The organism is Streptomyces sp. KR55 (assembly GCF_052245645.1).
GTDB lineage: Bacteria > Actinomycetota > Actinomycetes > Streptomycetales > Streptomycetaceae > Streptomyces > Streptomyces flavusporus.
In genome coordinates this window covers 1-23615 of record NZ_JBQQCE010000112.1, presented here as the reverse complement: position 1 = coordinate 23615, position 23615 = coordinate 1, and the positions used below count along the sequence as shown (strand labels likewise).

At 69.2% G+C, this 23615-nt stretch carries 24 protein-coding genes, 2 pseudogenes and 1 riboswitch; of the genes and pseudogenes, 13 read left to right on the top strand and 13 right to left on the bottom strand.

Annotated features, from left to right (window positions below):
• The 5 genes from ACTWQJ_RS18465 to ACTWQJ_RS18445 all read right to left on the bottom strand — a co-directional run.
• On the bottom strand, positions 1-1136 hold a 1136-nt coding region (locus ACTWQJ_RS18465), incomplete at its 3' end, for a cellulase family glycosylhydrolase (protein WP_443307720.1).
• Between the two features lie 58 nt (positions 1137-1194).
• Positions 1195-2046: a bifunctional 5,10-methylenetetrahydrofolate dehydrogenase/5,10-methenyltetrahydrofolate cyclohydrolase gene (locus ACTWQJ_RS18460; protein ID WP_443307719.1), complete on the bottom strand. Its 852-nt coding sequence runs from the start codon at positions 2044-2046 to the stop codon at positions 1195-1197.
• Between the two features lie 22 nt (positions 2047-2068).
• A riboswitch (ZMP/ZTP riboswitch) is annotated at positions 2069-2153 on the bottom strand.
• Positions 2154-2214: 61 nt separating this feature from the next.
• Positions 2215-2583 (bottom strand): nuclear transport factor 2 family protein, encoded by a 369-nt coding sequence (locus ACTWQJ_RS18455; RefSeq protein WP_443307718.1) that lies wholly within the window; start codon positions 2581-2583, stop codon positions 2215-2217.
• 119 nt (positions 2584-2702) lie between these two features.
• On the bottom strand, positions 2703-4421 hold the full coding sequence (locus ACTWQJ_RS18450) for an ABC transporter ATP-binding protein (protein ID WP_443307723.1): 1719 nt from the start codon (positions 4419-4421) through the stop codon (positions 2703-2705).
• 121 nt (positions 4422-4542) lie between these two features.
• Positions 4543-5109, bottom strand: coding sequence for a rhodanese-like domain-containing protein (locus ACTWQJ_RS18445; protein WP_129803367.1), 567 nt, complete (start codon positions 5107-5109; stop codon positions 4543-4545).
• Between the two features lie 93 nt (positions 5110-5202).
• On the opposite strand from ACTWQJ_RS18445, the gene ACTWQJ_RS18440 reads away from it, so the two are divergent.
• Positions 5203-5490, top strand: coding sequence for a metal-sensitive transcriptional regulator (locus ACTWQJ_RS18440; protein ID WP_443307722.1), 288 nt, complete (start codon positions 5203-5205; stop codon positions 5488-5490).
• A 15-nt stretch (positions 5491-5505) separates the two neighbouring features.
• Here the strand turns inward: ACTWQJ_RS18440 and ACTWQJ_RS18435 are convergent, their stop codons facing one another.
• Together ACTWQJ_RS18435 and ACTWQJ_RS18430 are read right to left on the bottom strand one after the other, a co-directional pair.
• Entirely contained in the window at positions 5506-6252 is a 747-nt protein-coding gene (locus ACTWQJ_RS18435; RefSeq protein ID WP_443307717.1) for a sulfite exporter TauE/SafE family protein, read from the bottom strand.
• Entirely contained in the window at positions 6249-7922 is a 1674-nt protein-coding gene (locus ACTWQJ_RS18430) for an MBL fold metallo-hydrolase (protein ID WP_443307716.1), read from the bottom strand. Before ACTWQJ_RS18430 ends, ACTWQJ_RS18435 begins: the two co-directional genes overlap by 4 nt.
• A 210-nt stretch (positions 7923-8132) precedes the next feature.
• On the opposite strand from ACTWQJ_RS18430, the gene ACTWQJ_RS18425 reads away from it, so the two are divergent.
• From ACTWQJ_RS18425 to ACTWQJ_RS18405, 5 genes and pseudogenes are all read left to right on the top strand, one after another.
• Entirely contained in the window at positions 8133-9221 is a 1089-nt protein-coding gene (locus ACTWQJ_RS18425; RefSeq protein WP_443307715.1) for an S-(hydroxymethyl)mycothiol dehydrogenase, read from the top strand.
• Positions 9221-9850: an MBL fold metallo-hydrolase gene (locus ACTWQJ_RS18420; RefSeq protein ID WP_443307714.1), complete on the top strand. Its 630-nt coding sequence runs from the start codon at positions 9221-9223 to the stop codon at positions 9848-9850. Before ACTWQJ_RS18425 ends, ACTWQJ_RS18420 begins: the two co-directional genes overlap by 1 nt.
• Before the next feature lie 77 nt (positions 9851-9927).
• Positions 9928-10842, top strand: a complete 915-nt coding sequence (locus ACTWQJ_RS18415; RefSeq protein ID WP_443307713.1) for an SDR family oxidoreductase — start codon at positions 9928-9930, stop codon at positions 10840-10842.
• A 131-nt stretch (positions 10843-10973) separates the two neighbouring features.
• Positions 10974-11223, top strand: a pseudogene (locus tag ACTWQJ_RS18410) (murein L,D-transpeptidase); the annotation flags it as partial.
• Positions 11224-11314: 91 nt separating this feature from the next.
• On the top strand, positions 11315-11560 hold the full coding sequence (locus ACTWQJ_RS18405) for a hypothetical protein (protein ID WP_443307724.1): 246 nt from the start codon (positions 11315-11317) through the stop codon (positions 11558-11560).
• Between the two features lie 151 nt (positions 11561-11711).
• Here ACTWQJ_RS18405 and ACTWQJ_RS18400 read toward each other — a convergent pair.
• Together ACTWQJ_RS18400 and ACTWQJ_RS18395 are read right to left on the bottom strand one after the other, a co-directional pair.
• Positions 11712-11846: pseudogene (locus tag ACTWQJ_RS18400) on the bottom strand (IS5/IS1182 family transposase); the annotation flags it as partial.
• A 223-nt stretch (positions 11847-12069) separates the two neighbouring features.
• Complete coding sequence (locus ACTWQJ_RS18395) at positions 12070-12573, bottom strand: GNAT family N-acetyltransferase (protein ID WP_443307712.1); 504 nt, start codon at positions 12571-12573, stop codon at positions 12070-12072.
• 211 nt (positions 12574-12784) lie between these two features.
• Between ACTWQJ_RS18395 and ACTWQJ_RS18390 the strand changes: the two genes are divergently transcribed.
• From ACTWQJ_RS18390 to ACTWQJ_RS18365, 6 genes are all read left to right on the top strand, one after another.
• Positions 12785-13099 (top strand): hypothetical protein, encoded by a 315-nt coding sequence (locus tag ACTWQJ_RS18390; RefSeq protein ID WP_443307711.1) that lies wholly within the window; start codon positions 12785-12787, stop codon positions 13097-13099.
• Between the two features lie 104 nt (positions 13100-13203).
• Positions 13204-13905, top strand: a complete 702-nt coding sequence (locus ACTWQJ_RS18385) for a hypothetical protein (RefSeq protein WP_443307710.1) — start codon at positions 13204-13206, stop codon at positions 13903-13905.
• The gene (locus ACTWQJ_RS18380) at positions 13902-14627 is read left to right on the top strand and encodes a hypothetical protein (protein WP_443307709.1); all 726 of its coding nucleotides are present in this window, start codon (positions 13902-13904) and stop codon (positions 14625-14627) included. The genes ACTWQJ_RS18385 and ACTWQJ_RS18380 overlap by 4 nt, the downstream gene beginning before the upstream one ends.
• On the top strand, positions 14624-16516 hold the full coding sequence (locus ACTWQJ_RS18375) for a carbamoyltransferase C-terminal domain-containing protein (protein WP_443307708.1): 1893 nt from the start codon (positions 14624-14626) through the stop codon (positions 16514-16516). Before ACTWQJ_RS18380 ends, ACTWQJ_RS18375 begins: the two co-directional genes overlap by 4 nt.
• 41 nt (positions 16517-16557) lie before the next feature.
• Complete coding sequence (locus tag ACTWQJ_RS18370) at positions 16558-17844, top strand: MFS transporter (protein ID WP_443307707.1); 1287 nt, start codon at positions 16558-16560, stop codon at positions 17842-17844.
• A gap of 109 nt (positions 17845-17953) precedes the next feature.
• Positions 17954-18412 carry a hypothetical protein gene (locus ACTWQJ_RS18365; RefSeq protein ID WP_443307706.1) on the top strand — a complete coding sequence of 153 codons (459 nt, stop codon included), beginning with the start codon at positions 17954-17956 and terminating at the stop codon, positions 18410-18412.
• Here the strand turns inward: ACTWQJ_RS18365 and tnpA are convergent.
• Positions 18388-18855 carry an IS200/IS605 family transposase gene (gene tnpA, locus ACTWQJ_RS18360; protein WP_443307705.1) on the bottom strand — a complete coding sequence of 156 codons (468 nt, stop codon included), beginning with the start codon at positions 18853-18855 and terminating at the stop codon, positions 18388-18390. The two genes, ACTWQJ_RS18365 and tnpA, sit on opposite strands and share 25 nt — an antisense overlap.
• A gap of 23 nt (positions 18856-18878) precedes the next feature.
• Here tnpA and ACTWQJ_RS18355 point away from each other — a divergent pair, with 23 nt between their 5' ends.
• A complete protein-coding gene (locus ACTWQJ_RS18355; protein WP_443307704.1) occupies positions 18879-20201 on the top strand; it encodes an RNA-guided endonuclease InsQ/TnpB family protein in 1323 nt (440 codons plus the stop codon).
• 89 nt (positions 20202-20290) lie between these two features.
• Here the strand turns inward: ACTWQJ_RS18355 and ACTWQJ_RS18350 are convergent, their stop codons facing one another.
• The 3 genes from ACTWQJ_RS18350 to ACTWQJ_RS18340 all read right to left on the bottom strand — a co-directional run.
• Positions 20291-21493, bottom strand: a complete 1203-nt coding sequence (locus ACTWQJ_RS18350) for a Gfo/Idh/MocA family protein (protein ID WP_443307721.1) — start codon at positions 21491-21493, stop codon at positions 20291-20293.
• A 14-nt stretch (positions 21494-21507) separates the two neighbouring features.
• Positions 21508-22851 carry an ABC transporter substrate-binding protein gene (locus ACTWQJ_RS18345; protein WP_443307703.1) on the bottom strand — a complete coding sequence of 448 codons (1344 nt, stop codon included), beginning with the start codon at positions 22849-22851 and terminating at the stop codon, positions 21508-21510.
• Positions 22852-22861: 10 nt separating this feature from the next.
• A partial coding sequence (locus tag ACTWQJ_RS18340; RefSeq protein WP_443307702.1) for a carbohydrate ABC transporter permease occupies positions 22862-23615 on the bottom strand: 754 nt, incomplete at its 5' end.

Below are 23615 nucleotides of genomic sequence, written 5' to 3'. Positions count from 1 at the left end.
GTCGGGGCCTTGTCGGAGACGCTGCCGGACAGCGGATGGCCGAACTCGCTGACGATCGCGGGCGTCGCCGTCGCCGCCGCCCGGTCGCGGACCGTGCCGAAGTCGCCGGCGTACTGGCCGTCGGCCGCCTTGCCCCACATGAAGACGCCCGAGATCGCCTTCTGGTCGTAGAAGTGGGTGTTGAAGACGTAACGGGGGCCGAGGGTGCCCGCGTCCAGCAGGCCGCCCTCCTCCTTCTGGAAGTCGAGGTTGGCGTTCCAGAACAGGTTCGGTTCGACGAAGGCAGGCTTGGTCTGCCAGCCGGCCGCGTCCATGCGGGCACGGAACTTCTCGTAGAAGGGCCACAGCACGTCCCGTTCCCAGGTGCGGCTGGTCTGGCCCGGGTCGTAGACGCCGGCGTGCGGTTCGTTGTACGGGTCGAAGCCGACGATGCCGGCGAAGTCCTCGGCCGACAGGTGCTGTCTGACGTAGGCCATGGTCTTCTGGGCCGTGGTGAGGAAGGCGTCCTGGACTCCGTGCGCGTTGTGCCAGAAGTCGTACGACGCCCGCTTCACGGCCTCGTTCTGGGTGATGTTCTGGCCCCAGAAGAGGCAGATCCCGCAGAACTCGTCGGGGTAATTCCCGGCGTCGACCGCCCACTTGGGGGCGCCGTCGCCGGTGTACCAGCTGTCGGGGTCGAAGAGGTGGCGGGAGTAGAGGTCCTGGTGGAAGTCCGGGTAGACGCGGACACCGGCGTCGAGGAACGCGCGCATCTGGTCGGTGGCCGCGGCCAGGTACACCGTGTCCACCTGGCCGCGCACAGGCTCGGCGTAGGCCCAGGACAGCAGGAAGCGGACGGTGTTGCCGCCGCCGAGGGCACGCAGCGCGGTCGCGGACCTGCGGGCGTCGGCGACCGAGGCGAACGGGAGGCCGCCGTTCTCCGCCAGCTTGGTCTCGCCGGAGACGTTGTAGCCGCGCAGGACCACTTCCCGGCCGGAGGCGTCGGTGAAGCGGCCGTTCTGCACGGTGAGCGGGGAGCCGTCGAACCAGAGGGCGTCGGGGAGGGGGTCGGCGGTGGCGGGACGGGTGCCGGCCACCGTCAGGAATCCACAGAGGAGAACCAGAACAACGAGCAGACGCGCACGTTTATTCGGCATGTCCACTACAGTCCGACCATTTCCGGACACCGTCAACACTTCTGACTCGGGAGTAAGTTCAGGCCGTCGAGAGCTGCCGCTCGGCCGCGTCGACGGTCTGCTCCAGCAGCGTGGCGATCGTCATCGGACCGACCCCGCCCGGCACCGGGGTGATCAGCCCGGCCCGCTCCACGGCCGAGTCGAAGTCGACGTCGCCGACGTTCCCGGGGTTGTATCCGGCGTCGATCACGACGGCGCCCGGCTTGATGTCCCGGCCCTGGATCAGCCGCGGCCGCCCGACCGCGGCGACGACGATGTCCGCCTCGCGCACGACCGACGACAGGTCCCGGGTGCGCGAGTGGCAGTAGGTGACCGTCGCGTTCCGGGCGAGCAGCAGCATGCCGACCGGCTTGCCGAGGATGGCGCTGCGGCCGATCACGACGGCCCGCTTCCCGGCCGGCTCGACGCCGTACTCGTCGAGCAGCCGCATGATCCCGCCGGGCGTGCAGGACACGAATCCCGGCAGGCCGAAGCTCATCGTCGCGAACGACGCGAAGGTGACACCGTCGACGTCCTTCTCGGGAGTGATCGCCTCGAATGCGGCCCGCTCGTCGATGTGCTCGCCCATCGGGTGCTGGAGCAGGATGCCGTGCACCCGCGGGTCGGCGGACAGGGCCCGGAGCGTGCCGACGAGTTCCTCGGTGGTCGTGGCGGCGGGCAGCGCCACATGCTGCGAGGCGATGCCGGCCTTGCGGCAGCGGTTCTGCTTCATACGGACGTAGGTGACGGACGCGGGATCCTCGCCCACCAGCACCGTCGCCAGACACGGGACGGTGCCCGTCCGGTCGGTGAGGGCGGCCGCACGCCTGGCGGTGTCCTCGACGGTGCGCCGGGCAAGCGTGGTGCCGTCCATGAGCCGGGCCTGAGTCATGATCCACTCCTGGGTCGATCGACCGGATCGCCCAGGCGCGCGGCATCGACTCTGCGGGGACCGCTCCCTGGTGGTACTCCACCTCAGCGCCAGTCACGGCCCCGGGTCAGGGTAACCGAGGCCGTGCGGCACCGTACGTGTCACTGCTGATGGTTGCTGACTTGCTGGCTACTCCTGCTCGTCCCAGGCCTGGATCAGGGTCTGTTCGGCGATCTTGCCGCCGCGCAGCGTGATCATCGACTCGGCGAGTACGCGGACCCCGTCGGCGTACTCGCAGGACTCGCTGAAGGCCGCACGGTCACCCTGGATGACGCAGTTCTCCAGCTTGTGCGTCATATCGCGGCTGTAGACGTCGTCGAGCATGGCGCTGATCTCGTCGCGGCCGTGCAGCAGCCGTGGGTGGCTGGGCTGGGAGTTGCGGTCCACGACACGCAGTTCGGCGTCGTCGGCGTAGAGCGACAGGAGAGTGTTCGGATTGCCTTCTATGCCCCGGCGCAACGTCTCGGTGTCGAAGCTGGGGCTTGCCGCAGTACCCATCGTGACCTCCTTCGAGGGCCGCGGCCCGGCGGGGGAGCGGGCCGTACAGGGCCTCTCCTACGAGATTCCTCCGCCCGGTCGGCCTCGGCAAGCGCGGCAGGCCCGACCGGCCCGGCCGCTCAGTCGGCGTCGGCCGTGGCGAGGAACTGGGTGGCCGCCAGCTCCGCGTACAGCGGGTCGGCGGCCACGAGTTCGCGGTGGGTGCCCACCGCACGGACCTTGCCGGCGTCCATGACCACGATCCGGTCGGCCATCGTCACCGTGGACAGCCGGTGGGCGACGACCAGCACCGTGGTCGTCCGGGCCACATCGGCCACGGTGTCACGCAGCGCGGCCTCGTTCACCGCGTCCAGCTGCGAGGTCGCTTCGTCGAGGAGCAGCAGCCGGGGGCGGCGCAGCAGGGCGCGGGCGATCGCCACCCGCTGACGCTCACCGCCCGACAGCTTGGTGCCGCGGTGCCCGACGAGCGTGTCCAGTCCGCGCGGCAGCCGCCCGACCAGACCGTCGAGCCGGGTCGTCTTCAGCACCCGCGCAAGGGTGTCGTCGTCCGCGTCCGGGTTGCCCAGCAGCAGGTTCTCGCGCAGCGAGCCCGACAGGACGGGCGCGTCCTGCTCCACATAGCCGATCGCGGACCGCAGCTGCGGCAGCTCCCACTGGGCGAGTTCCCGGCCGTCCAGCGTGATCTCGCCCGACTCGGGGTCGTAGAACCGCTCGATGAGGGAGAAGACGGTGGTCTTGCCCGCGCCGGACGGGCCGACGAACGCCGTCATGCCCCGCGCGGGCACGGCGAAGGTCACCCCGTGGTGCACGTACGGCAGGTCGTCGGCGTACCGGAAGCGGACATCGGTGAAGGCCAGCGCGGCCGGTTCGGCGTCGGCCGACGGCAACGGGGCGGCCTGGACCGCGGGTTCGGCGGGCAGCCGCAGCGCCTCCTGGATGCGGGACAGCGCCGCGGCACCCGTCTGGTACTGGGTGATCGCACCGACGACCTGCTGGATCGGCGACATCAGATAGAAGACGTACAGCAGGAACGCGACCAGTGTGCCGACGTCGACGGCGCCGGTCGCGACCCGTGCCCCGCCCACCGCGAGCACCGTGATGAAGGCGATCTGCATCGCCAGTCCGGCCGTGTTGCCCGCGGCCGCCGACCACTTGGCGGCACGCACACTCTGCCGCCACGACTCCTCGGCCGCGGCGTGCAGCGCGCCCTCCTCCCGGTGCTCGGCGCCGGACGCCTTCACCGTGCGCAGCGCGCCCAGCACCCGCTCCAGCGAGGCGCCCATCACGCCGACCGCGTCCTGCGCCTGCCGGCTGGCCCGGTTGATCCGGGGCACGATCATGCCGAGGACCACGCCCGCGCACAGGATCACGGCCAGCGTGACACCGAGCAGCACCGGGTCGACGAAGCCCATCATCACCACGGTTGCGACCAGCGTGAGCCCGCCGGTGCCGAGGCCCACCAGAGAGTCGGTGGTGACCTCGCGCAGCAACGTGGTGTCCGAGGTGATACGGGCCATCAGGTCGCCCGGCTCGGTGCGGTCCACGGCGGCTATGCGCAGGCGCAGCAGATACGACGACAGGGCTCGCCGCGCGCCGAGGACCACCGACTCCGCGGTGCGCCGCAGCACGTACGAACCCAGCGCGCCCACCGCCGCGTTGGCGACGACCAGCGCCGACATCGCGATCAGCGCACCTGTGATGGCCCGGTCGTGGGAAAGGTCGTCGATCAGGTCCCGCGCCACCAGCGGCAGCAGCAGGCCGGTGGCCCCGGTGACCAGCGAGAGCACCGCGCCCGCGAGCAGGGCCCATCGGTGCGGCCGTACATAGCCGAGGAGCATGCGCCACGGGGGCGTACTCGTCTGCGTCTGTGCCTTGCTCACGCTGCTCCTTCGCCGGTCGAACGGGGGCGTTCAGCCTACGGTGGAGCCGAGTCGTACGGCCGCCCGTTTCGCCGTCGGCCTACCGGGCCGCGAGCGCCGCCAGAGTGGCGTCCAGGTCGGCGGGGCGCGGCCGGTTGTGCGGCAGTTTGCCGAGGACGACGGCCATGCCGCAGGTGTTGGTCAGGGCGGAGAAGACCAGTCCGCCCGCGATCCCGGCGGCGAGCAACTGCCAGGCGGGGTGCAGGAGTCCGAGACCGAGGCCGGTCAGGACGATGCTGCCCGCGGTGAACCGGACCTGGCGTTCCATGGACCAGGTCGTGCGGGTGCTCTGCTGCGGGCGGGCCAGTTCATGACCGCGCCGGGCCCAGTCCTGGGTTCCGCCGGTCAGCGTCATGGCGCCGATGCCCTCCGCGGCGAGGGCCGTACAGGCCTGCTCGGAGCGGGCCCCGGAGGCGCACACGAGAAGCAGTTCGCCGTTCACCTGACGGAGTGTGGGCAGGGCCCGGCGGAGCTGGTCCAGGGGGATGTTGAGGGCGCCGGGGACGTGGCCGGTGGCGTACTCGCCCGGGGTGCGGACGTCGATGACGGTGAGCTCGGGCAGTCGGGTCCGGGCCTCGTCGGCGTCGAGAGTGCGGGGAGCGTTCATGGTGCGTGCGATTCTTCCTTGGCATGCGGTGAGGGGTACACACCCTGGGGGGAGGTAAAATACCCCTAAGGGTATACAGAGGAGTGGGTGGCCGTGGATGTGCGGTTCGAGGGTGATGAGCTGAAGTCGGTGCTGAACCGGCTGCGCCGGGCGCAGGGTCAGATCACCGGAGTGATCAAGATGATCGAGGAGGGACGGGACTGCGAGGACGTCGTCACACAGCTCGCCGCCGCCTCGCGCGCCCTCGACCGGGCCGGTTTCGCGATCATCGCGACCGGGCTCCAGCAGTGTCTGACCGACGTCGGCAACGGTGACGGCAGCGGCGAGACCACGGACGAGATGAAGGCCCGCCTGGAGAAGCTGTTCCTCTCCCTGGCCTGACCGCCCCGCCCGCCCTCACAGGACGGCATCGGCCAGCATGAACGCGGCCACCGCCAGCAGGGCGCCGGCGAAGATCCGCTGAAGCGAACCGGCGGAGATGCGGGCCGCGAGGCGTTTGCCGTCCCATGCGGCGAGGACCGCAGCGGCGGCGAAGGGCGCGACACGCGCCCAGTCGATGCTCACGTCCGCCCCCGCCCGGGCCGCCAGCGCGACCAGCGAGTTGAGTGTGATGACCAGCAGGCTCGTGCCCACGGCCGCCCGCATCCGCAGCCCCACCACGTTCACCAGCGCCGGTACGGCGAGAAAGCCGCCGCCCACCCCCATCACCCCGGTGACCGCGCCGAGCCCCGCCCCGGCCGTGGCGACCCGAACCGGGCGGGCCGGCGCCTCGGTGGGCGCGGAGGCCGACGGCCGCAGCATCCGCAGCGCGGCGACTGCGGCGATCACGGCGAAGGCGCCGGTCAGCACTCCGGCCGGGAGCCACGCCGAGACCGCGCCGCCGACCGCCGCGGGCCCGAGTCCCGCGAGGGCGAACAGGAGGCCGTGCTTCCACCGCACGGTGCCCTCGCGGGCATGCCCGATCAGGGCGGTGGCGGACGTGACGGTGACGACGACCAGGCTCGCGGTGGCCGCCGCGGCAGGGGTGAGGCCGAGCAGGTAGATCAGTGCGGGCACCGCCAGCACGCTCCCACCGCCCCCGAGGGCGCCCAGGGCGAGACCGGTGAGGGCCCCGGCGACGAGGGCGAGGACGAACGCGCTCACGCGGGCGAGGTGCGCTGCTCGTCGCGCACGACCGGCAGACCCGCCTCGGCCCACGCCCGCATACCGCCCGCGACGTCTGCCACGCGGACGCCGCGCGCGGCGAGCAGGTCCGCCGCCTCGCGGGAGCGCCGCCCGGAGCGGCAGATCGCGACGACCGGCCGGCCCTGGGCGCTCTGCGGCAGTTCACCCCCGGCCGCGAGGCCGGACAGCGGGGCGGGCACGGCGCCGGGGGCGTGTCCCGCGGCCCACTCGGCCGGTTCACGGACGTCCAGGAGTACGGCGTCCGTATGCGTTCGGTCGGCGGCCTCGGCGGGAGTGAGGCGGTCCGGGATCAACCCGGCCTCGCGTGCCGCGTCGAAGCGGTCGTCGACGGCGACGACCGCACGCCCTGCCGCGTCGAGGAGGGACGCCGCGATGGCCGCCCGCATCCCCCCGGCGCAGTGCACCCACACGGTGCCGTCCGGAATCTCGGTGAGCCGGTCGCGCAGTCGGTGCAGCGGTATGTGGAGTGATCCCGGGATGTGCCCGGTCGCACGCTCGGAGTCGCGCCGCACGTCGAGGACCACGACAGCCTCCTGGGCGCCGAGCTCCGCGAAGGTGGCGCGCGGAAACGTGCGGGGCCGTTCTCCCGCCGGCACCCAGTCGCCGGGCGAGCCGGTCGCCGCCGCGGCGGGCCGGTCGATGCCGACCCGGACGAGCTCGCGCTGGGCGTCGGCCAGCTGGGCGGCCGACTCGGCGAGCAGCGTGACCGGCTTGCCCCAGGGCAGCAGCCAGGCCAGATACGTGGCGAGCTGCCCGTCGGCCTCGAAGTTCAACGCCCCGGCGACATGCCCCTCGGCGAACGCGACCCGGTTGCGCAGGTCCACTACCCATTCGCCGGCGGCCAGCCGGGCTGCGATCTCCTCGGCGTCCGCGCGGCGGGGCGGGGTGAGGTCGACGGGGGCCGGGCCCTTGGCGTTGGCCGGGCCCATGTGGGCGTAGTACGCGGGTACGTCGTCGAGGCCGGCCAGCAGGTCGGCGACAAAGGTGTCGACGTCCTTGACGAGCGCCTCGTTGGCGGTGCGCTCCCGGCCGATCGTCGTCTCCGCGCCCGTGTCGCTGTGCCCGGCGGAACAGAAGCTGCCGAAGCCGTGCGTGGGCAGCACCTCGGTCGCGTCCGGGAGCTCCGCGGCCAGGCGGTGCGCGGAGTCGTACTGGGCGCGGGCCAGCTGTTCGGTCAGCCGCGGCTCGACCAGATCGGGGCGTCCGACCGTGCCGATCAGCAGGGAGCCTCCGGTGAAGACGGCCACCGCCCGTCCGTCGTGCTCCAGGACGTACGACGTGTGGTGCGGGGTGTGGCCCGGCGTGGCCAGCGCGCGCAGCGCCAGCCCCGCCTCGATCTCCGCCCGGTCCCCGTCGGCCACCGGCACGCGCTCGTACGCCACCCGGGCTCCGGCCGGCACGAGATACGAGGCGCCGGTCACCCGGGCCAGCTCCAGGCCGCCGGTGACGTAGTCGTTGTGGACGTGGGTCTCGACGACGTGCGTGATGCGCACGCCCCGCCGGGCGGCGGCCGCGATCACCCGATCGACGTCACGCGGGGGATCGACGACGACGGCGCCGTGCGCACCCCCCGCCACATAGCCGCGGTTGCCCAGTCCCGGCACTTCGATGGTGTCGACGAAGTACACGGCAGCGCTCCTCTCCTCGCAAACCCCCGGGTTCATTACCCCAGGGGGTATATGGCCACCGTAGCAGAATTACCCCAGGGGGTATGTGAGGGGCTGGCCGGAAGCAGCCGTGACTGTCGGCCCGCAGGCCTGCAAACCGCGCCCTTACCGATCAGTCGCGCGTAAGGTCGGCACCGGGACGGACGCCCGCCGACAGAAGGGGTCAGCACGATGGCGCAGGAAGTACGCGGCGTGATCGCACCGGGGAAGGACGAGCCGGTCCGGGTCGAGACGATCGTCGTGCCCGACCCCGGCCCGGGGGAGGCCGTGGTGCGGGTCCAGGCCTGCGGGGTCTGCCACACCGACCTGCACTACAAACAGGGCGGCATCAACGACGAGTTCCCCTTCCTGCTCGGCCACGAGGCCGCCGGGATCGTCGAGACGGTCGGCGACGGCGTCACCGAGGTGGCGCCCGGGGACTTCGTGATCCTCAACTGGCGTGCCGTGTGCGGCCGTTGCCGGGCCTGCCTGCGCGGCCGGCCGTGGTACTGCTTCGACACCCACAACGCGGAGCAGAAGATGACCCTCGCCTCGACCGGCCAGGAACTCTCCCCGGCCCTCGGTATCGGCGCCTTCGCCGACAAGACACTGGTCGCGGCCGGCCAGTGCACCAAGGTCGACCCCGCGGTCTCCGCGGCCGTCGCCGGACTGCTGGGCTGTGGCGTCATGGCCGGCATCGGCGCCGCGATCAACACGGGGAACGTCGGCCGCGGCGACACGGTCGCCGTCATCGGCTGCGGCGGCGTCGGCGACGCTGCCATCGCCGGGTCCCATCTGGCCGGCGCAGCGAAGATCATCGCGGTCGACATCGACGACCGCAAGCTGGAGACCGCCCGCACCATGGGCGCCACCCACACCGTCAACTCGACGCAGACCGACCCGGTCGAGGCGATCCGTGAACTGACCGGCGGCTTCGGCGCCGACGTCGTCATCGAGGCGGTCGGTCGCCCGGAGACGTACAAGCAGGCCTTCTACGCCCGCGACCTGGCCGGCACGGTCGTCCTCGTCGGCGTCCCCACCCCCGACATTAAGCTCGAACTCCCGCTGCTGGACGTGTTCGGCCGCGGCGGGGCCCTGAAGTCCTCCTGGTACGGCGACTGCCTGCCCTCCCGCGACTTCCCGATGCTGATCGACCTGCATCTCCAGGGGCGCCTGGACCTGGCCGCGTTCGTGACGGAGACCATCCAGCTCGACGAGGTGGAGAAGGCGTTCGAGCGAATGCACCATGGCGACGTGCTGCGCTCGGTGGTGGTGCTGTGATGACCGTCCGCATCGAACGACTCGTCACCTCCGGCCAGTTCACGCTCGACGGCGGCACGTGGGACGTCGAGAACAACGTGTGGCTCGTCGGCGACGACCACGAGGTCGTCGTCATCGACGCCGCCCACGACGCCGACGCCATCGCCGAGGCCGTGGGCGAGCGCAGGCTGACCGCCATCGTGTGCACCCACGCCCACAACGACCACATCGACGCAGCCCCCGCCCTCGCCGAGCGCACCGGAGCCGTCATCTGGCTGCACCACGACGACCTGCCGCTGTGGAAGCAGACCCACCCCGACCGGGACCCGGACTCCTGGCTGCTCGACGGCCAGATCATCGAAGCCGCCGGCGCCGACCTGACGGTTCTGCACACGCCCGGCCACGCCCCCGGCGCGGTCTGCCTCTACGACCCCGGACTCGGGACGGTCTTCACCGGCGACACCCTCTTCCAGGGCGGCCCGGGCGCGACCGGCCGCTCCTACTCCCACTTCCCGACCATCATCGACTCCATCCGCGACCGCCTCCTCACCCTCCCGCCCGAGACCAAGGTCCTCACCGGCCACGGCGACCCGACCACCATCGGAGCCGAGGCACCGCACCTGGAGGAGTGGATCGCGCGGGGCCACTGAAAAAAGACGACAGAAGACGTCCGGATTTCGCGGCACGCTCGTCGGTGACAGAGTCGAACGGGCACGGGAGGACGGACATGTCGGAACCCCTGAAGGGCAAGGTCGCGCTGGTCGCCGGTGCGACCCGCGGTGCGGGCCGCGGAATCGCGGTGGAACTCGGCGCGGCCGGCGCCACCGTCTACGTCACCGGCCGCAGCACCCGCGAGCGGCGCTCCGAGTACGACCGCCCCGAGACCATCGAGGACACCGCCGACCTGGTCACCGAGGCCGGCGGCCAGGGCATCGCCGTACCCACCGACCACCTCGACCCGGCACAGGTCCGTACGCTCGTGGATCGCGTCGCGGACGAACAGGGCCGCCTCGACATCCTCGTCAACGACATCTGGGGCGGCGAGAAGCTCTTCGCTTGGGACAGCCCCGTCTGGGAGCACGACCTCGACAAGGGCCTGAGGCTGCTCCGGCTCGCGGTCGAGACCCACGCGATCACCAACCACCACGCTCTGCCCCTGCTTCTGCGCCACCCCGGCGGACTGGTGGTCGAGATGACCGACGGTACGGCGGACTACAACCGCGACCACTACCGGAACTCCTTCTTCTACGACCTCGCCAAGGCATCCGTCCTGCGCATGGCCTTCTCCCTCGGGCACGAACTCGGACCACGCGGCGCGACCGCCGTCGCGCTCACCCCGGGCTGGCTGCGCTCGGAGATGATGCTGGAGGCCTTCGGAGTGGGGGAGGGCAACTGGCGGGACGCCCTCGCACGCATCCCGCACTTCGCCATCTCGGAGACCCCGCGCTATGTCGGCCGCGCCGTCGCCGCCCTCGCCGCCGACCCCGACGTGGCCCGCTTCAACGGCCGCTCCCTCTCCAGCGGTGGCCTCGCCCAGGAGTACGGCTTCACCGACCTCGACGGCAGCCGCCCCGACGCCTGGCGCTACCTCGTCGAGGTCCAGGACGCGGGCAAACCGGCGGACACCACCGGCTACCGGTGACGCGCCGGCGGCGAATATCACCGTTTGGTCGCAGTTGGTGCGTGCCTACAACCGATTCCCGTCGGTGTCGGTCTAGAGATCTTTAACGGCTGGGGTTACGGCGGTGGGAGGTCGAGCCCGGTCTTGGCATGCCGAACGTCGGCTACGCGGACCCTGTCACCTGGGGCGTGATGGACCTGATGCTCAAGCAGAGGGCCGTCGGGAACACGCCCAACAGGGACGGCAAGTGTCCCGTCAACAAGGGCCGTATCGCCTGTGTGAACCTGAGCCTCCAGCTGAGCCGGATCCAGGACGGCAAGAAGCTCGTCTACGGCCCCGTTCCGGGTCCGCACCGGGCGCGACGGCTACGAGACCCGCATCGGCCTGAAGAAGATCTACTTTGATCTTGCGTATCAGCGAGACCTGCGAGCCGCATGCACCACATCTGATCACGAACGTGTAGACCACCAACGCCACTGTGGACGATGCCGAGATGGCCGCCGTTGTCCACGAGCACCTGGCCGAGCGCGCAGTGCTGCCGAGCGAGTATTTGGTGGACGCCGGCTACGTCACCGCCGTCCACCTCCTCGCCGCACGGGACGATCACGGCATCGTCCTGGTGGGGCCCGTCGGCGTCGACACCCACCACGGCACCGGGAACGACAAGAGCGGCACGGTGGACCTGTCCCAGCGTGCCTTCACCGTCGACTTCTCTGCCAAGTTCAGCGTGTTGAGCTGAACGCGACCCACATCTTCGGTGATCGCCACGTCGTACACGGCCAGGCATACTGCTACCGCGACACCCCCTTGACCGCACCACCGATGCACGCCGTCTTCTTCCATGCGGACGTGCGCGGCTGATTGGAGCCCACCATGCCCAGTGAGCTCTTTCAGCGTTGCCGCTCCAGGGTGAGGACGGCGGCGGCGAATGACGACATTCGATTCGGGCTGCACCGGGCTCTGCGGAAGATGCGCCAGGACTTCGGACGGGCCACACCCCGCTCCACCGCCGCCCCATGCGCCGCGCGGCCCGCTGCACGGCGTCCCGCCGTTCCCCGCCGACCCGTTCAAGATCGTCATCGGCGGCCTCAGCCCGACCGGGAAGGCACAGGCCGCCGACCTCATCGGCCCGCTCGCCGACGCGGGCGCCACCTGGTGGGACGAGCGGCAGCCGCAGACCAGTGGTGACATCCACCGCGACGACGCGGCACTGCGCCGCATCGAGGCACGGTCGCCGCAGCTGCGAATTTATGTATCAGAGGGACGGTCACGCGGGCCGAAGTCGGCCCACAGCTCCTCGGAATCGTGCACCTCGCCGGTCGGCTCCATGCCCAGGGCCCTCGCGATCCCGGCCGATGCCCGGTGCTCGGGATGCACATGGGCCACGAACCCTGAGACCCCCTGAGTGCGCAGCCAGAGCGCCATGGTGGAGGCCCCTTCCTTGCCGTAGCCGTCACCCTGGAAGTCATGGCCGATGACCCACGCGAGCTCTGCTTCGACGCGGTCGGGGCGGGACCGGTAGAGCGTCGCCTGCACCGTGCCGACCAGCCTGCCGTCGGCCCGCTTTCGTAGCATCCAATTCAGCCAACCGTACCGACCGTCGGGTGAGTGGTCGACGGTCTGCCGCTGGTACCGCTGCTCCAGTTCTTCCCGGGTGGGTGGAGCACCCCCCATCCACTTGTGCAAACGCACGTCGTTGAGGATTTCCGCAGCTTCTTGCGCATGTGTGATCATTAACGGTTCCAGTTGCACACGCGGTCCCTGTAGCGGGGCGGCGATCGGCCAGGAATTTGTCTCGGGCATGGAGCAATCCTAACCCCGGATGACCAGTGTGCGTCTCCGGCCACTTTCGAATCCATTCCCTCAAAGGCCCCCTGGGAGAACGGACTTGCCCCTGTCAGCTTGATTGATCGTTGCACCGGGCACCGAAAGTGGGCATGTTGCCCGAAACGGAGGCGTACGGATGGCGAACGAAACGGAAGTCACCACCTCGAACCCCGACCTTCAGCTCGACGTCGAATTGGATGCGGCGGCACTGGAAGCCGCGCTTCCCACGCTGACCGAAAAGCTCGGCATGTTGTCCGCGGATCTCTCCGTGGACGAGCGTGTCGTGCTCAGTTCCATCGTGACCTCGGCCGCCCTGCACCTGGAGGAGCTGCAGAAGGTCGACGCGGAGGGCTTGTACATCTTCGCGAAGCCGATCTCGGCGGCTGCCACGCCGGAGATCCGGATGGGTCTGATCGGCCTTCCCGGAGAGCTGGGGTTTGTCGAAGAGTAAGTACTCGTCGGCGGACGAGTGAGTACTCGTAAGCACTGTCAGTAAATACCGGGGAGAGGTCAGGGGATCAGAATATGGCGTCTGCGGAGGAAGCTTCGGCATTGGTGCAGCGGTTGTCTCAGCTGTCGACGGATCTGACCGCCGCAGAACGGGAGAACCTGAAATTTCTCCTGAGCATGGCCGCGGGCGGTGTGCTCAGCGGCCATGCTCAACAAATATCGGAAGGATTGCGGGAGAGTGCCCTCGGAACCGCGCAGCATTCACTGCCGAAACTCCTTGCCGGGGCACGGGAGAAATTCCGAACCGGCATCGTTTTCTACGGCCGGGGCCCCTTCCTGTCCGATGAGGACCTCGCCGAACTGGACCAGGAATCGCGGGCCTGTCGTCCCCGCGCCGAACGATTCCTCGACCACTACGTGGTCTCCGGCGCCCCCGTGGCCAGGGAGATCTCACTCTCCCCGTCGATCCATGCATTCCTCACCGAGAACGTCGGGTCCATCACCCCGACGCGCAGGGCGAATTACCTGTACTACGACGAGCCCGGACTCGGTATCGATCCGCACGTCGACAAGGACGAGTTCTCGCTGAACATCCTCACCATGCTCGAGCACCGGGCGAGCAGCCAGGGACGGTCCGAACTCATCCTCCATCCGCCGGACCAGGAGGCGGTGCACCTCCATCTGAAGGCGGGGGAGTCCCTGGTCTTCTTCGCGGACAGTGTCACGCACCAGCGCACCAGGACCGTCGCGGACGAGGAGATCCGCCTGGTGTCCTTCGGCTACCGCACCCTTGGGGGAAACACATGAGTGACACGTCGACCATGGGCCGACGCCTTGCCGGTCTGCATAAGGAGCTCACGCCCGCCGAACAGGCGAACCTGAAGCTGATCCTGGGGCTTTCGGCCGGACGCCTGGTGGCCGCGAACGAGGCCGAGGCGGCGCCGGGCCGCGAAGCGGTGACCGACGCGCTGGAGATCCTCTGCCCCTACGACGTACAGGACCCGCGCGGGGTGCAGTACCGGGGACGTCCCGACTTCCTCACCGATGAGCTGCTGACGGCCCTGATCGAGGAGTCTGCGCGGGTCGGGAAGACGGCGGTGCCGTTCGACGAGCACTACCTCGGCACCGGCGGCCCCGTCGCCAACCGCCTGGCGACCAGTCGGGAACTGGCCGACCTGGTGGCCTCGGTCGTACCGAAGGCGGAGTCGACCGGTGTGGCGAGCTATCTGTTCTACCGTGACGCGGGCCAGGGCATCATCCCGCACATCGACACCGACATCTTCTCCCTCAACGTGCTGATGATGCTCGCGCACGAGATCCCCGAGGGGGCACCGGAGCCGTCAGCGCTGCACATGCACTACGCCGACGGCAGCAAGGAGCGGTTCCAACTGGAGCCGGGCGAGGTCGTCATCTTCCTGGCCGGCACGCAGGCGCACAGCCGTACGCCCATCCGGCAGGACGAGCGGGTCTCCATCCTCACGTTCGGCTTCATGCCCGAGGGCGCTCCGTTGGAGAACTACAAGCGATGACCGTCGCTCTCGGAATTCACTGCGGACATGAGTCCTCCTGTGCCGTCGTCAAAAACGGTGTTCTGCTGGCCGCGATTCAGCAGGAGCGGATCAGCCGACGCAAATACGATGGCCAGGAGGCGCTGTCCAACAGGCTCCCGATCCGGGAGACACTGGCCGCGGCCGGCCTGACCCTCGATGACGTCGACGTGATCGTCAGCTCCTTCCAGGCCGCGGGCCCTTCGGGAGTGGGCCTGCAACGGCCTCTGGTCTCGTCCTCGTTCGACATCTTCGACCCGTTCGACGAACGGCACCACGTGGTCTCCCATCACCTGGCGCACGCGGCGTCGGCCCTGTATCCGTCGGGGTTTCCGGAAGCGACGGTGCTGGTCTCGGACAGCGCGGGCACCTCGTCACGCGACGGCGCGGACTTCTACATCCCGTTCGGAGAGTTCTTCCGCACCTACTACAGCGACGCGTCGACCTCGAAGATCTTTACCGAGATGCGCTCGATGTACGCGTTTCGCCAGGGGCAGTTCGAGCTGCTGGAGCGGGCGTTCAGCGAACCGCACAACCAGCCCGACGTATTCATGCAGAGCGAAGCCAGCCTCTACGACAACGTCGCCAGGTTCCTGTTCCGCAAGGAGCACGCGCACGGCCAACTGATGGCGCTGGCCGCGCTCCCCTTCGACGCACCCGCCCGGCTGACCGCCGACGACATCGTCACTGAGGGCCCCCGACCACGGTTGCGCAACGGATGGCAGATCCTGGAGGCGACCACTGACATCACGAAGAGCGCCGATATCGCGCACGCGGTGCAGGAGGCGTTCAATCGGCTCGTCGTGAGCCATGCCGCGCATGCCGTCGAACTCAGCGGGATCCCGAACCTGTGCTGCGCGGGCGGAATCTTCCTGAACCTCTCCGGGAACACCGCCATCGGCGCCCTGCCACAGGTGCGGGACCTGTACGTGCCGTCCTGTCCGCACGACGCGGGAATCTCCGTCGGAGCCGCCTACCTCGGTTGGGCACGCACCTCGCGGATCCTGCCCGCGGGTTCGACCAAGGTCGCCTCCGATTTCCTGGGGCGCGCCGCCGAACCGATCACGCCCCAGGAGGCGGAGGCCCAGAACTACGCCGTCTCCGCCGTTTCCGCAACGGGGGACCTGAGTCGGCGGGCCGCTCACGTACTGCTGGACGGGGCGGTCCTGGTCCGGTACGCGGGACGGGCCGAGTTCGGTCCGCGGGCGCTCGGGAACAGATCGATCCTGTGCCACCCGGTTGCCTGCCACGGCGCCAAGTCCAAACTGAACGGGATCAAGAAGAGGCAGCCTTGGCGTCCGGTTGCCCCGATGGTGCGGATCGAGGACCTGGAGACGTACTTCATCGGGCCCGGCGAAGCACCGTTCATGAACTACGACTTCACGGTGCGCGAGCGCTACCGCGCGGTGCTGAAGGAGATCGTGCACGACGACGGGTCGGCGCGGGTGCAGACGGTTACGGCCCACAACAACCCCGCCATCCACGAAATCCTCACGCACATCGCGGAGTCGGGACAGATCCCGGTCCTGGCCAACACCTCCCTCAACGGGCCCGCCCAGCCGATCATCGAGTCCGCGACGGATGCGCTGGCGTTCTCCCGGCACCCGGACATCGGGTTCCTGCTCACCGAGGACGGTTTGTTCGCGTCTCCCTCACCACGGAAGATCCCCGTCCGGCGCGCGGACACGACGGTGATGGCGGTGTTCGGGGCGGGAGAGAACGCCCAGTACGTGCTGAGCAGTGGGGACACTGCGGTCCCGGTCGGCCGGAACCTGTTCGTGGCCCTGCTGGAGCAGGAGTCCGTACTGACCGACAGCACCGCCGCCGACGTCGTCGAGTGTCTGCGCGCCGGCGTACTGACCAATGCCTGACAACAGATCACGGAGCCCGAGAACGGGATGACTGAGAACGGATGACGACTACCACCAGATCACTGCGGAAGGACGACTCGCTGGCGGTTTCGCTGCCAGTGGCGAACTTCCTCTCGTTCTTCGCCATCGCCGCCGTCGAGTTCTCGGTGCCGTTCGTCGCTGTGGACGCCCTCGGAGCCAACGCGACGATCGTCGCGCTGCTCGGCATCTGCCGCTTCGCCCCTCAGGTGCTGCTCGCCGGCCCGGCGGCCCGCCTCGTCGAACGGTTCGACCAGCGGGCCGTCATGATCGGTTCCGAGCTGCTGCGGGTGGCGGCCTTCGCGCTCGCGGCGCTCGGCCTCGCCTTCGCACCCGGCGTGGCGCTCGGCGTCTTCTGCCTGGCGAACATCTCGCTGGCCTGCGGCTCCATTCTGACCGCGGTCTCGACGCAGGTGCTGATCCCGCAGGCCTTTGCCGACGAGGCCCTGCCGAAGGTATACGCGCGCCTTGGCATGGCCGAGTCGTCGGCCGACGCGGCGGCGCCCTTCGTGACCGGTCTCGGCCTGGCCGCCTTCGGTCTGGCACCCACGTTCGGCACGGCCGCGGCGTTGGCCCTGGGCGCATGCGGGTTGTTGGCGCGCATCCCGCGGGTGCGGGTGACGACCGACGCCGCCTCGGGCGAGGAGACCAGGGAACCGGACACGGGGGACAGGACTGCCCCCGCCAAGAGCACGCTGCGCGGCGGCATGGCCGTCAACTTCCGCACACCAGCGCTCCGCACAGTCACCCTCTGGTCTCTGTCGTACAACTTCGGGCAGTGCGTCATCGAGGCCGTCCTGCTGATCACGCTGCTCGACACGACGCCGTTGTCCGCCGCGACGTACGGCGTCATCCGCAGCTGCGCGGTGCTGTTCGCCGTTCTCGGTTCCTACCTAGCCGAACGGCTCCCGCGTGGGCTGCGCACCGGATGGGGGACCTCTCTGTTCGGGTGCGGAGCGGTCGCCGCCTACACGGTGATAGGCCTGGGAGCGTATGTGGGCGGCACCAGAGGGCTGCTGCTGGTGCTCGCAGGATTCGTCATCGACGAGTTCTGCTCGGGTGTCGTCATAGTCAGGGTTCAGACGTTCCGCGCCCGGGCCATTACCGACGTGGAACGCCCCATGGCCACCGCTGCCTACCGCGCTGCGAACCTCACAGCGGTGCCCGCCGGGCTCGCGGTCGGCGGCATTGCGGGCGTCGTGATGAATTCAGCCAACTTGTTGCTGGCCATTGGGCTCCTCATGGTCATACCAGCAGTCCTCATCTGGTCCCGGGCAGTACGGGAATCCGAGCCCGCCACGGCTGCCTGACCCCACGCCGGTTCCTGGCCCGGCACCGATCCAACCTGGTGGAGAGCGCCGCCAAGTTCGACGCCGCCGGACTTCTGCGGCGGGCCAGGCGCCATGCCGCCATGCGTAAGTGGCGCACTGGCACGCCCGGGGACCGGCTGTTGCCGGCGGGCTGCCTACGCCAAGACCTCGCGCTCGCCCGGGACTCCAGTCCGCCGCCCGGCTGAGCACGCTCGCCCGCTGCCAGCACGAGCACCGCGAGCACACAGTCGACAAGCTCACCCACATCCTCGACATGAACCTGCTACCCGACGAACTCGTCGAGATGGCCACGTACCACCGGGCCGAGGCCGCGCTCGAACCAGCCCTCGCCTTCCACCACGCCGTCCTCGACGCCCACGACCAAGCCGCCGCCCTCGCGCGGCTCACCGGACTCACCGGCGGGGTGAACGGCAACCCCACAAGAGCGACAGCGACCTCAAGATCACGGGTTCTCGCACAGGCACTGATCGTCACGTCGGAGAGTTCGTCCTCGTGCTCGCACTGGGTGCGGCCCGCGGCCTTCTATTCCGCCGTCAGCTCGCGGTAGTGCATGGCCTCGGACCCCGGTGAGCGCTGCTGGTTCTCGATGTACTGGCGTACGACGGTCAGCGGTGCCCCGCCGCAGCTCCCGGCGAAGTACGAGCCGGACCAGAAGTGGCCGCCCCACAGGTACCGGCGCACGTGGGCGTTGTACTCCTTGCGCAGCAGCCGGGCGGAGACGCCCTTGAGGGAGTTGACCAGCTTGGAGAGCTGGACCTTGGGCGGGTAGTGCACCAGCAGGTGCACGTGGTCGTCCTCGCCGTTGAACTGCTTCAGCTCCGCCTCGAAGTCCTCGCACACCCCCCGCATGATCTCCTCGCACCGGTCGAGCATGGCGTCGGTGAAGACGTCACGCCGGTACTTGGTGACGAACACCAAGTGGACATGAAGGTTGTGGACGACGTGACGACCGGTGCGTACATCGGGATCTGGATTCCAGCGTGGTGACATAGACCGAATGATATTGTGATCGCGTGGCTACGGAACGTGTGCAGGAGAAGCGGCAGTTCGGGCACCGCGCCCGGCTGGTGCTGACACCTGCGCAGATCCGGCTCATCGACGGCCAGGCGCACGCCGCCCGTACGACGTGGAACCTCCTGCACGACTGGTGGACGATGCTGCCGAAGGGGAAGCGCACGCTGGCCGCGGCGGACGCCGCGATCCGCCAGGCCCGCAAGGACATCGACTGGCTCGCCGCGCTTCCCGCCCAGGCCGCACAGGCAGTCCTCAAGACGTACTTCCAGGCGTGGAAGAACTGCTGGGAGGGACGGGCCGAAGCCCCGAACTTCAAGGCCCGCTTCCGGTCGGTGATGAGCGTGGACATCCCGCAGGGCCGCGACCTGCAGATCAAGCGCGTTCACCGCCGTTGGGGCATGGTCAACATCCCCAAGATCGGCCGCGTCCGCTTCCGCTGGACCACAGCCCTGCCCATCGGGAAGGACGCCAACGCCGACAACAAGGTCACCGGCGCCCGGCTGATCAAGGATGCGCTCGGCTGGCACATCGCCTTCCGCATCCAGACCCTCGCCCCCGCGCCCGAGCCGCACACCGGACCCGAGGTCGGCATCGACGCGGGAGTCAACATCCCCCTCGCCCTGTCCGACGCAAACCACCAGGACCACGGCCGGCCCGCCCGGCTCCCGGACGGCACGGCCGACCGGGACAAGTGGCTGAGCACCAATGAGAAGGCCAAGCTGCTCCGGCTGGAGCGGCGGGCCGCGCACCGCAAGAGCTTCCGCAAGCCGGGCCAGAAGACCTCCAACCGGCTGAAGCGGACCTACGACCAGATCGCGAGCCTTCGTGCGAGAGCCAAGCGCAGGGCGACCGACTGGCAGCACCAGACCACCACCGAACTCGCCCGTACCTACGGCGTGATCGTGGTGGAAAAACTGGACATCCCGAACATGGTCAAGAGCGCCAAGGGCACCATGGAGAACCCGGGGAGGAACGTCGCGCAGAAGTCCGGCCTGAATCGCTCCATCAGTCAAGAGGCATGGGGGCGCACCGTGACGATGCTGACGTACAAGGCCGCCCGCCATGGTGGCACCCTGCACAAGGTTCCCGCCCCAGGCACCTCCCAGCGCTGCTCGATGTGCGGCTTCGCCACACCGGGCAGCCGGGAGTCCCAGGCCGTGTTCGTGTGCAAGAACTCCGGCTGCGGCTGGTCCGGCAACGCAGACCACAATGCCGCCCGGAACGTCCTGTACCTGTACCGGATGGGCCACGCGCTCATCCCGGCTGCCGGAAGGGCAGTCGTCAGGCGTCCACGAGGCGTCAAGCCCGCCACCGTAAGGTAGGTGGGAATCTCCCGGCTTCAGCCGGGAGAGCACTTCACGTGTACGGCCGCAAGCCGGGCACCTGACGATGCCCGGCCCACCCGGACGCGTCACACCTGAGGCGCGTCCCCGAAGTCCGGGATCTCCAGCCGTACCCCGCCCTGCCGGGCGGACTCGTGGGCGATGATGCCCGGCAGGGTGTAGCGGGCCGCCGCCCATGCGTTCACCGACGGCAGGGTGCGGGTGTTCACCGCGGTCACGAAGTCGTCCACCAGGAAGTGGTGGCTGCCCTCGTGGCCGTTGTGCAGGTGGTCGAACTCCCGCGGCAGGCGGGAGCGGTCGTGCACGGGCGCCGACCCTGAGGTGAAGGCGGCCCGGAGGTCCGGCGCGATGTGCTGGAGTGACGGGTCGTCAGGGGACATGGTGGGCTTGGGTTCGAGCAGCTCGCTGATGTCCTTCACACCGTTCTTGTCCTGCCACAGGGCGACCGTGGCGAGCTGCTCCATGCTCCCTTCCGTCCCGAAGAACCGGAAACGCGACTCCCGTAGGTGCGAGGGGTAGCCGACCCGCCGGAACTCGTTCGTACGGAACGACCCGCCGCCCGCCACCTCGAACAGCGCGGTGGCGTTGGAGACGTCGTTGTCGAACTGACTGACCGACCGGTCGAAGACCCCGTCGCCCCGGCCGTCGACCACACCGATCGCCGACACGCTCACCGCGTGCGTCTGCCAGGCGCCCAGCACCCCGCCCACCGAGTGTGTCGGGTACAGCAGTGGGGGATAGCTGGCGGTGGCCTTCCAGTTCTCGCCGCCGCTGTACTGGTAGGCCTCGTAGAACCCCAGATCCATGTCGTGGACGTAGTCGCCCTCGGCGTAGAAGATCCGCCCGAAGGCACCCTTCGCGATCTGGTTGCGGGCGTGCACGGTCGCCGGGTTGTACTGGCTGGTCTCGCCCATCATGTACGTCAGTCCGGTCGCCTTGACCGCGTCGATGATCGCCGCTATCTCGTCCGTGCTGATCGCCATGGGGACGGCGGAGTAGACGTGCTTTCCGGCATTCAGCCCCTGGACGACCAACGGGCCGTGCGTCCAGCGCTGGGTGAAGATCGCGACCGCGTCGACCGCCTTCGACTCCAGCATGGCCTCATACGTCGGGAAGGTGCCCGTGAGGCCTTCGGCGGCGGCGAGTTGCTCGGCCCGTTCGGGGAGCAGGTCGGTGACGTAGACGTCGCTGACGCCGGGGTGGGCGAGGAACAGTTTGGCGAACTGCCCGGAGAACTGCCCGGCGCCGACGATGCCGAGGGAGAACGTCATGTAAGTCGTGTCCTTCACTGGTCGAGGATCAGGTTGATCTGGTCGGTGGTCTGGTCGAGGCTGCTCACGGACTTGCCGTTGCCGTAGATGGCTTCCATCTCGGGTTGCATGAGGGCCGTGACGTCCGCCGCGTAGTTGGTGATCGGGTAGGAGAAGGTCCGGAAGTCCTTCTTGTCGTCCACGGGCTCCGTGAAGGCCGAGACCTCGATGCCCTTCTTCTCGTAGGCGGCAATGGCGGCCTCGGTGCCTGCCGGAGTGGCGGGGAAGACGACGCCGTAGTCGCCCACGACCTTCTGGCACTTGTCGGAGGCCAGGTAGGCCACCCATTTGCGGGCGCCCGCCTTGTTCTTGGAGGCCTTGCTGATGGAGTCGGCGAGGCCGTTCATCATCGTGGCGCGCTTGCCGGTCGGGCCGACGGGAGTGAGGGCGGTCCTGATGTCCCTGCCCTTGAAGCCGTTGTAGGTGGAGATCATCCAGGCGCCGTCGAAGACGGCGGCGGCCTTGCCCGCGGCGATCTGCGTGTTGCCCTGGTTGGACTGGACGTTGTAGTCGGAGAAGGGGGCCATGTATCCCTTCTTCGCCAGGCCGAAGTACCACTCGATGACGGACTTGAAGGTCTTGCTGTCGTACTGGTACTTCGTGCCCCAGCGCGCCTTCTCCGTGTAGCTCCACCCGGCGGATCCGGTGAAGGGACTCCACTGTGTCTGGCCGTCGCCGTAGCCGCCGCCCTGGGTGGCCAGCCCGTACACCTTGACGTTGTTCTTGTCGAAGCCCGGCTCGTCGCCCCGCTTGCCGTTCCTGTCGACGGTGAGGCGGGCGATGGCCTTCTCGAAGGTGCCGCCGTCCTCGGGGTTCCAGGAGAGGCCGTCCAGCTGCTCGGCGGTGAGCCCGGCGTCCTTCGCCATCTTCTCGTTGTAGAAGAGCGCGACGGTGTCCCAGTCCTTCGGGGCGCCGTAGCGGTGGCCGTCCTGGCCGATCCAGTTGGCGGCGAGACCCGGCTGGTAGTCGGAGTCCTTGATGCCCAGGTCGTCCAGCGGCTCCAGCACCTGCAGATCGGCGAACTGGCCGAACTTCTGGATGTGGTCGGTGAACACGTCCGGCTGGGTGCCCGCGATGAACCCGGCGGTGAGCTTGGTCCAGTAGTCGCTCCAGCCCAACTGCGTGATCCTGACCTTGAGTCCGGGGTTCTCCTTCTCGAACCCCTTCGCGCAGGCCTGGTAGGCGGGCAGCTGGTTGGCGTCCCACAGCCAGTAGGTCACGGTGTTCGCGGACGACCCGGTGGAGTCGCCCTTCGCGCATCCGGTCACCAGGGACAGCGTGAGCGCTCCGGCCAGCGCGGTCAGCGTACGAAGTCGCATCAGTGGTCCCTCACTTGATCCCGGTGAAGCCGATGGAGCTGACGATGCGGCGGGCGAAGCAGGCGAAGAGCACCAGCATCGGCAGCGCGGCGATCAGCGTCGCCGCCGTGAGCCCGGACCAGTCGACGCCGGTCGCCGGGGTCTGCGCCCGGAAGATCGCCAGCGCCACGGTCAGCACGCGCGAGCTGTCGCTGTAGGAGACCATCAGCGGCCAGAAGTAGTCGTTCCAGGAGGTGATGTACGTCAGCACGGACAGCGTGAGGATCGGTGTGGACGCCATCGGCAGGACCACCCGGAAGAAGATCCTCACCTTGCCGGCGCCGTCGAGCAGCGCCGCCTCCTCGACCTCCCGGGGGATGTTCATGAAAAACTGCCGCAGGAAGAAGACGGCGAACGGGGTCATGAAGAGGCTGGGCAGCGCGATGCCGAGCAGTGTGTCCACCAGGCCGAGCTGCTTGATGAGCACGAAATTCGGCAGCAGCGTGAAGATGGTCGGCACCATCAGCCCGGCCAGGAACAGACCGAACACCTTGTCCCGGCCGCGCCAGCGCAGCCGCGAGAAGGCGTACGCGGCCATCGCGGAGAAGAAGATCTGACAGCCGGTGATGAGCGTCGAGGCGATCACCGAGTTGAGCAGGTAGCGCCAGAAGTCGAGCCCGCCGCCCGCGCCGCCCTGCGCCACCGCCTCCTCGGCCGACTGCAGACCGAGGGCCCGCTCGAAGCCGCTGGTGGTGAGGTCCACAGGGAGGGGGTTTGTGGGGTCG

What these genes read in the sequence shown, in the direction of transcription:
- ACTWQJ_RS18460 (WP_443307719.1), bottom strand. Translation starts at nt 2,046, where the DNA reads ATGACTCAGGCCCGGCTCATGGACGGCACCACGCTTGCCCGGCGCACC.
- ACTWQJ_RS18455 (WP_443307718.1), bottom strand. Translation starts at nt 2,583, where the DNA reads ATGGGTACTGCGGCAAGCCCCAGCTTCGACACCGAGACGTTGCGCCGG.
- ACTWQJ_RS18450 (WP_443307723.1), bottom strand. Translation starts at nt 4,421, where the DNA reads ATGCTCCTCGGCTATGTACGGCCGCACCGATGGGCCCTGCTCGCGGGC.
- ACTWQJ_RS18445 (WP_129803367.1), bottom strand. Translation starts at nt 5,109, where the DNA reads ATGAACGCTCCCCGCACTCTCGACGCCGACGAGGCCCGGACCCGACTG.
- ACTWQJ_RS18425 (WP_443307715.1), top strand. Translation starts at nt 8,133, where the DNA reads ATGGCGCAGGAAGTACGCGGCGTGATCGCACCGGGGAAGGACGAGCCG.
- ACTWQJ_RS18420 (WP_443307714.1), top strand. Translation starts at nt 9,221, where the DNA reads ATGACCGTCCGCATCGAACGACTCGTCACCTCCGGCCAGTTCACGCTC.
- ACTWQJ_RS18415 (WP_443307713.1), top strand. Translation starts at nt 9,928, where the DNA reads ATGTCGGAACCCCTGAAGGGCAAGGTCGCGCTGGTCGCCGGTGCGACC.
- ACTWQJ_RS18405 (WP_443307724.1), top strand. Translation starts at nt 11,315, where the DNA reads ATGGCCGCCGTTGTCCACGAGCACCTGGCCGAGCGCGCAGTGCTGCCG.
- ACTWQJ_RS18390 (WP_443307711.1), top strand. Translation starts at nt 12,785, where the DNA reads ATGGCGAACGAAACGGAAGTCACCACCTCGAACCCCGACCTTCAGCTC.
- ACTWQJ_RS18380 (WP_443307709.1), top strand. Translation starts at nt 13,902, where the DNA reads ATGAGTGACACGTCGACCATGGGCCGACGCCTTGCCGGTCTGCATAAG.
- ACTWQJ_RS18375 (WP_443307708.1), top strand. Translation starts at nt 14,624, where the DNA reads ATGACCGTCGCTCTCGGAATTCACTGCGGACATGAGTCCTCCTGTGCC.
- ACTWQJ_RS18370 (WP_443307707.1), top strand. Translation starts at nt 16,558, where the DNA reads ATGACGACTACCACCAGATCACTGCGGAAGGACGACTCGCTGGCGGTT.
- tnpA (WP_443307705.1), bottom strand. Translation starts at nt 18,855, where the DNA reads ATGTCACCACGCTGGAATCCAGATCCCGATGTACGCACCGGTCGTCAC.
- ACTWQJ_RS18350 (WP_443307721.1), bottom strand. Translation starts at nt 21,493, where the DNA reads ATGACGTTCTCCCTCGGCATCGTCGGCGCCGGGCAGTTCTCCGGGCAG.
- ACTWQJ_RS18345 (WP_443307703.1), bottom strand. Translation starts at nt 22,851, where the DNA reads ATGCGACTTCGTACGCTGACCGCGCTGGCCGGAGCGCTCACGCTGTCC.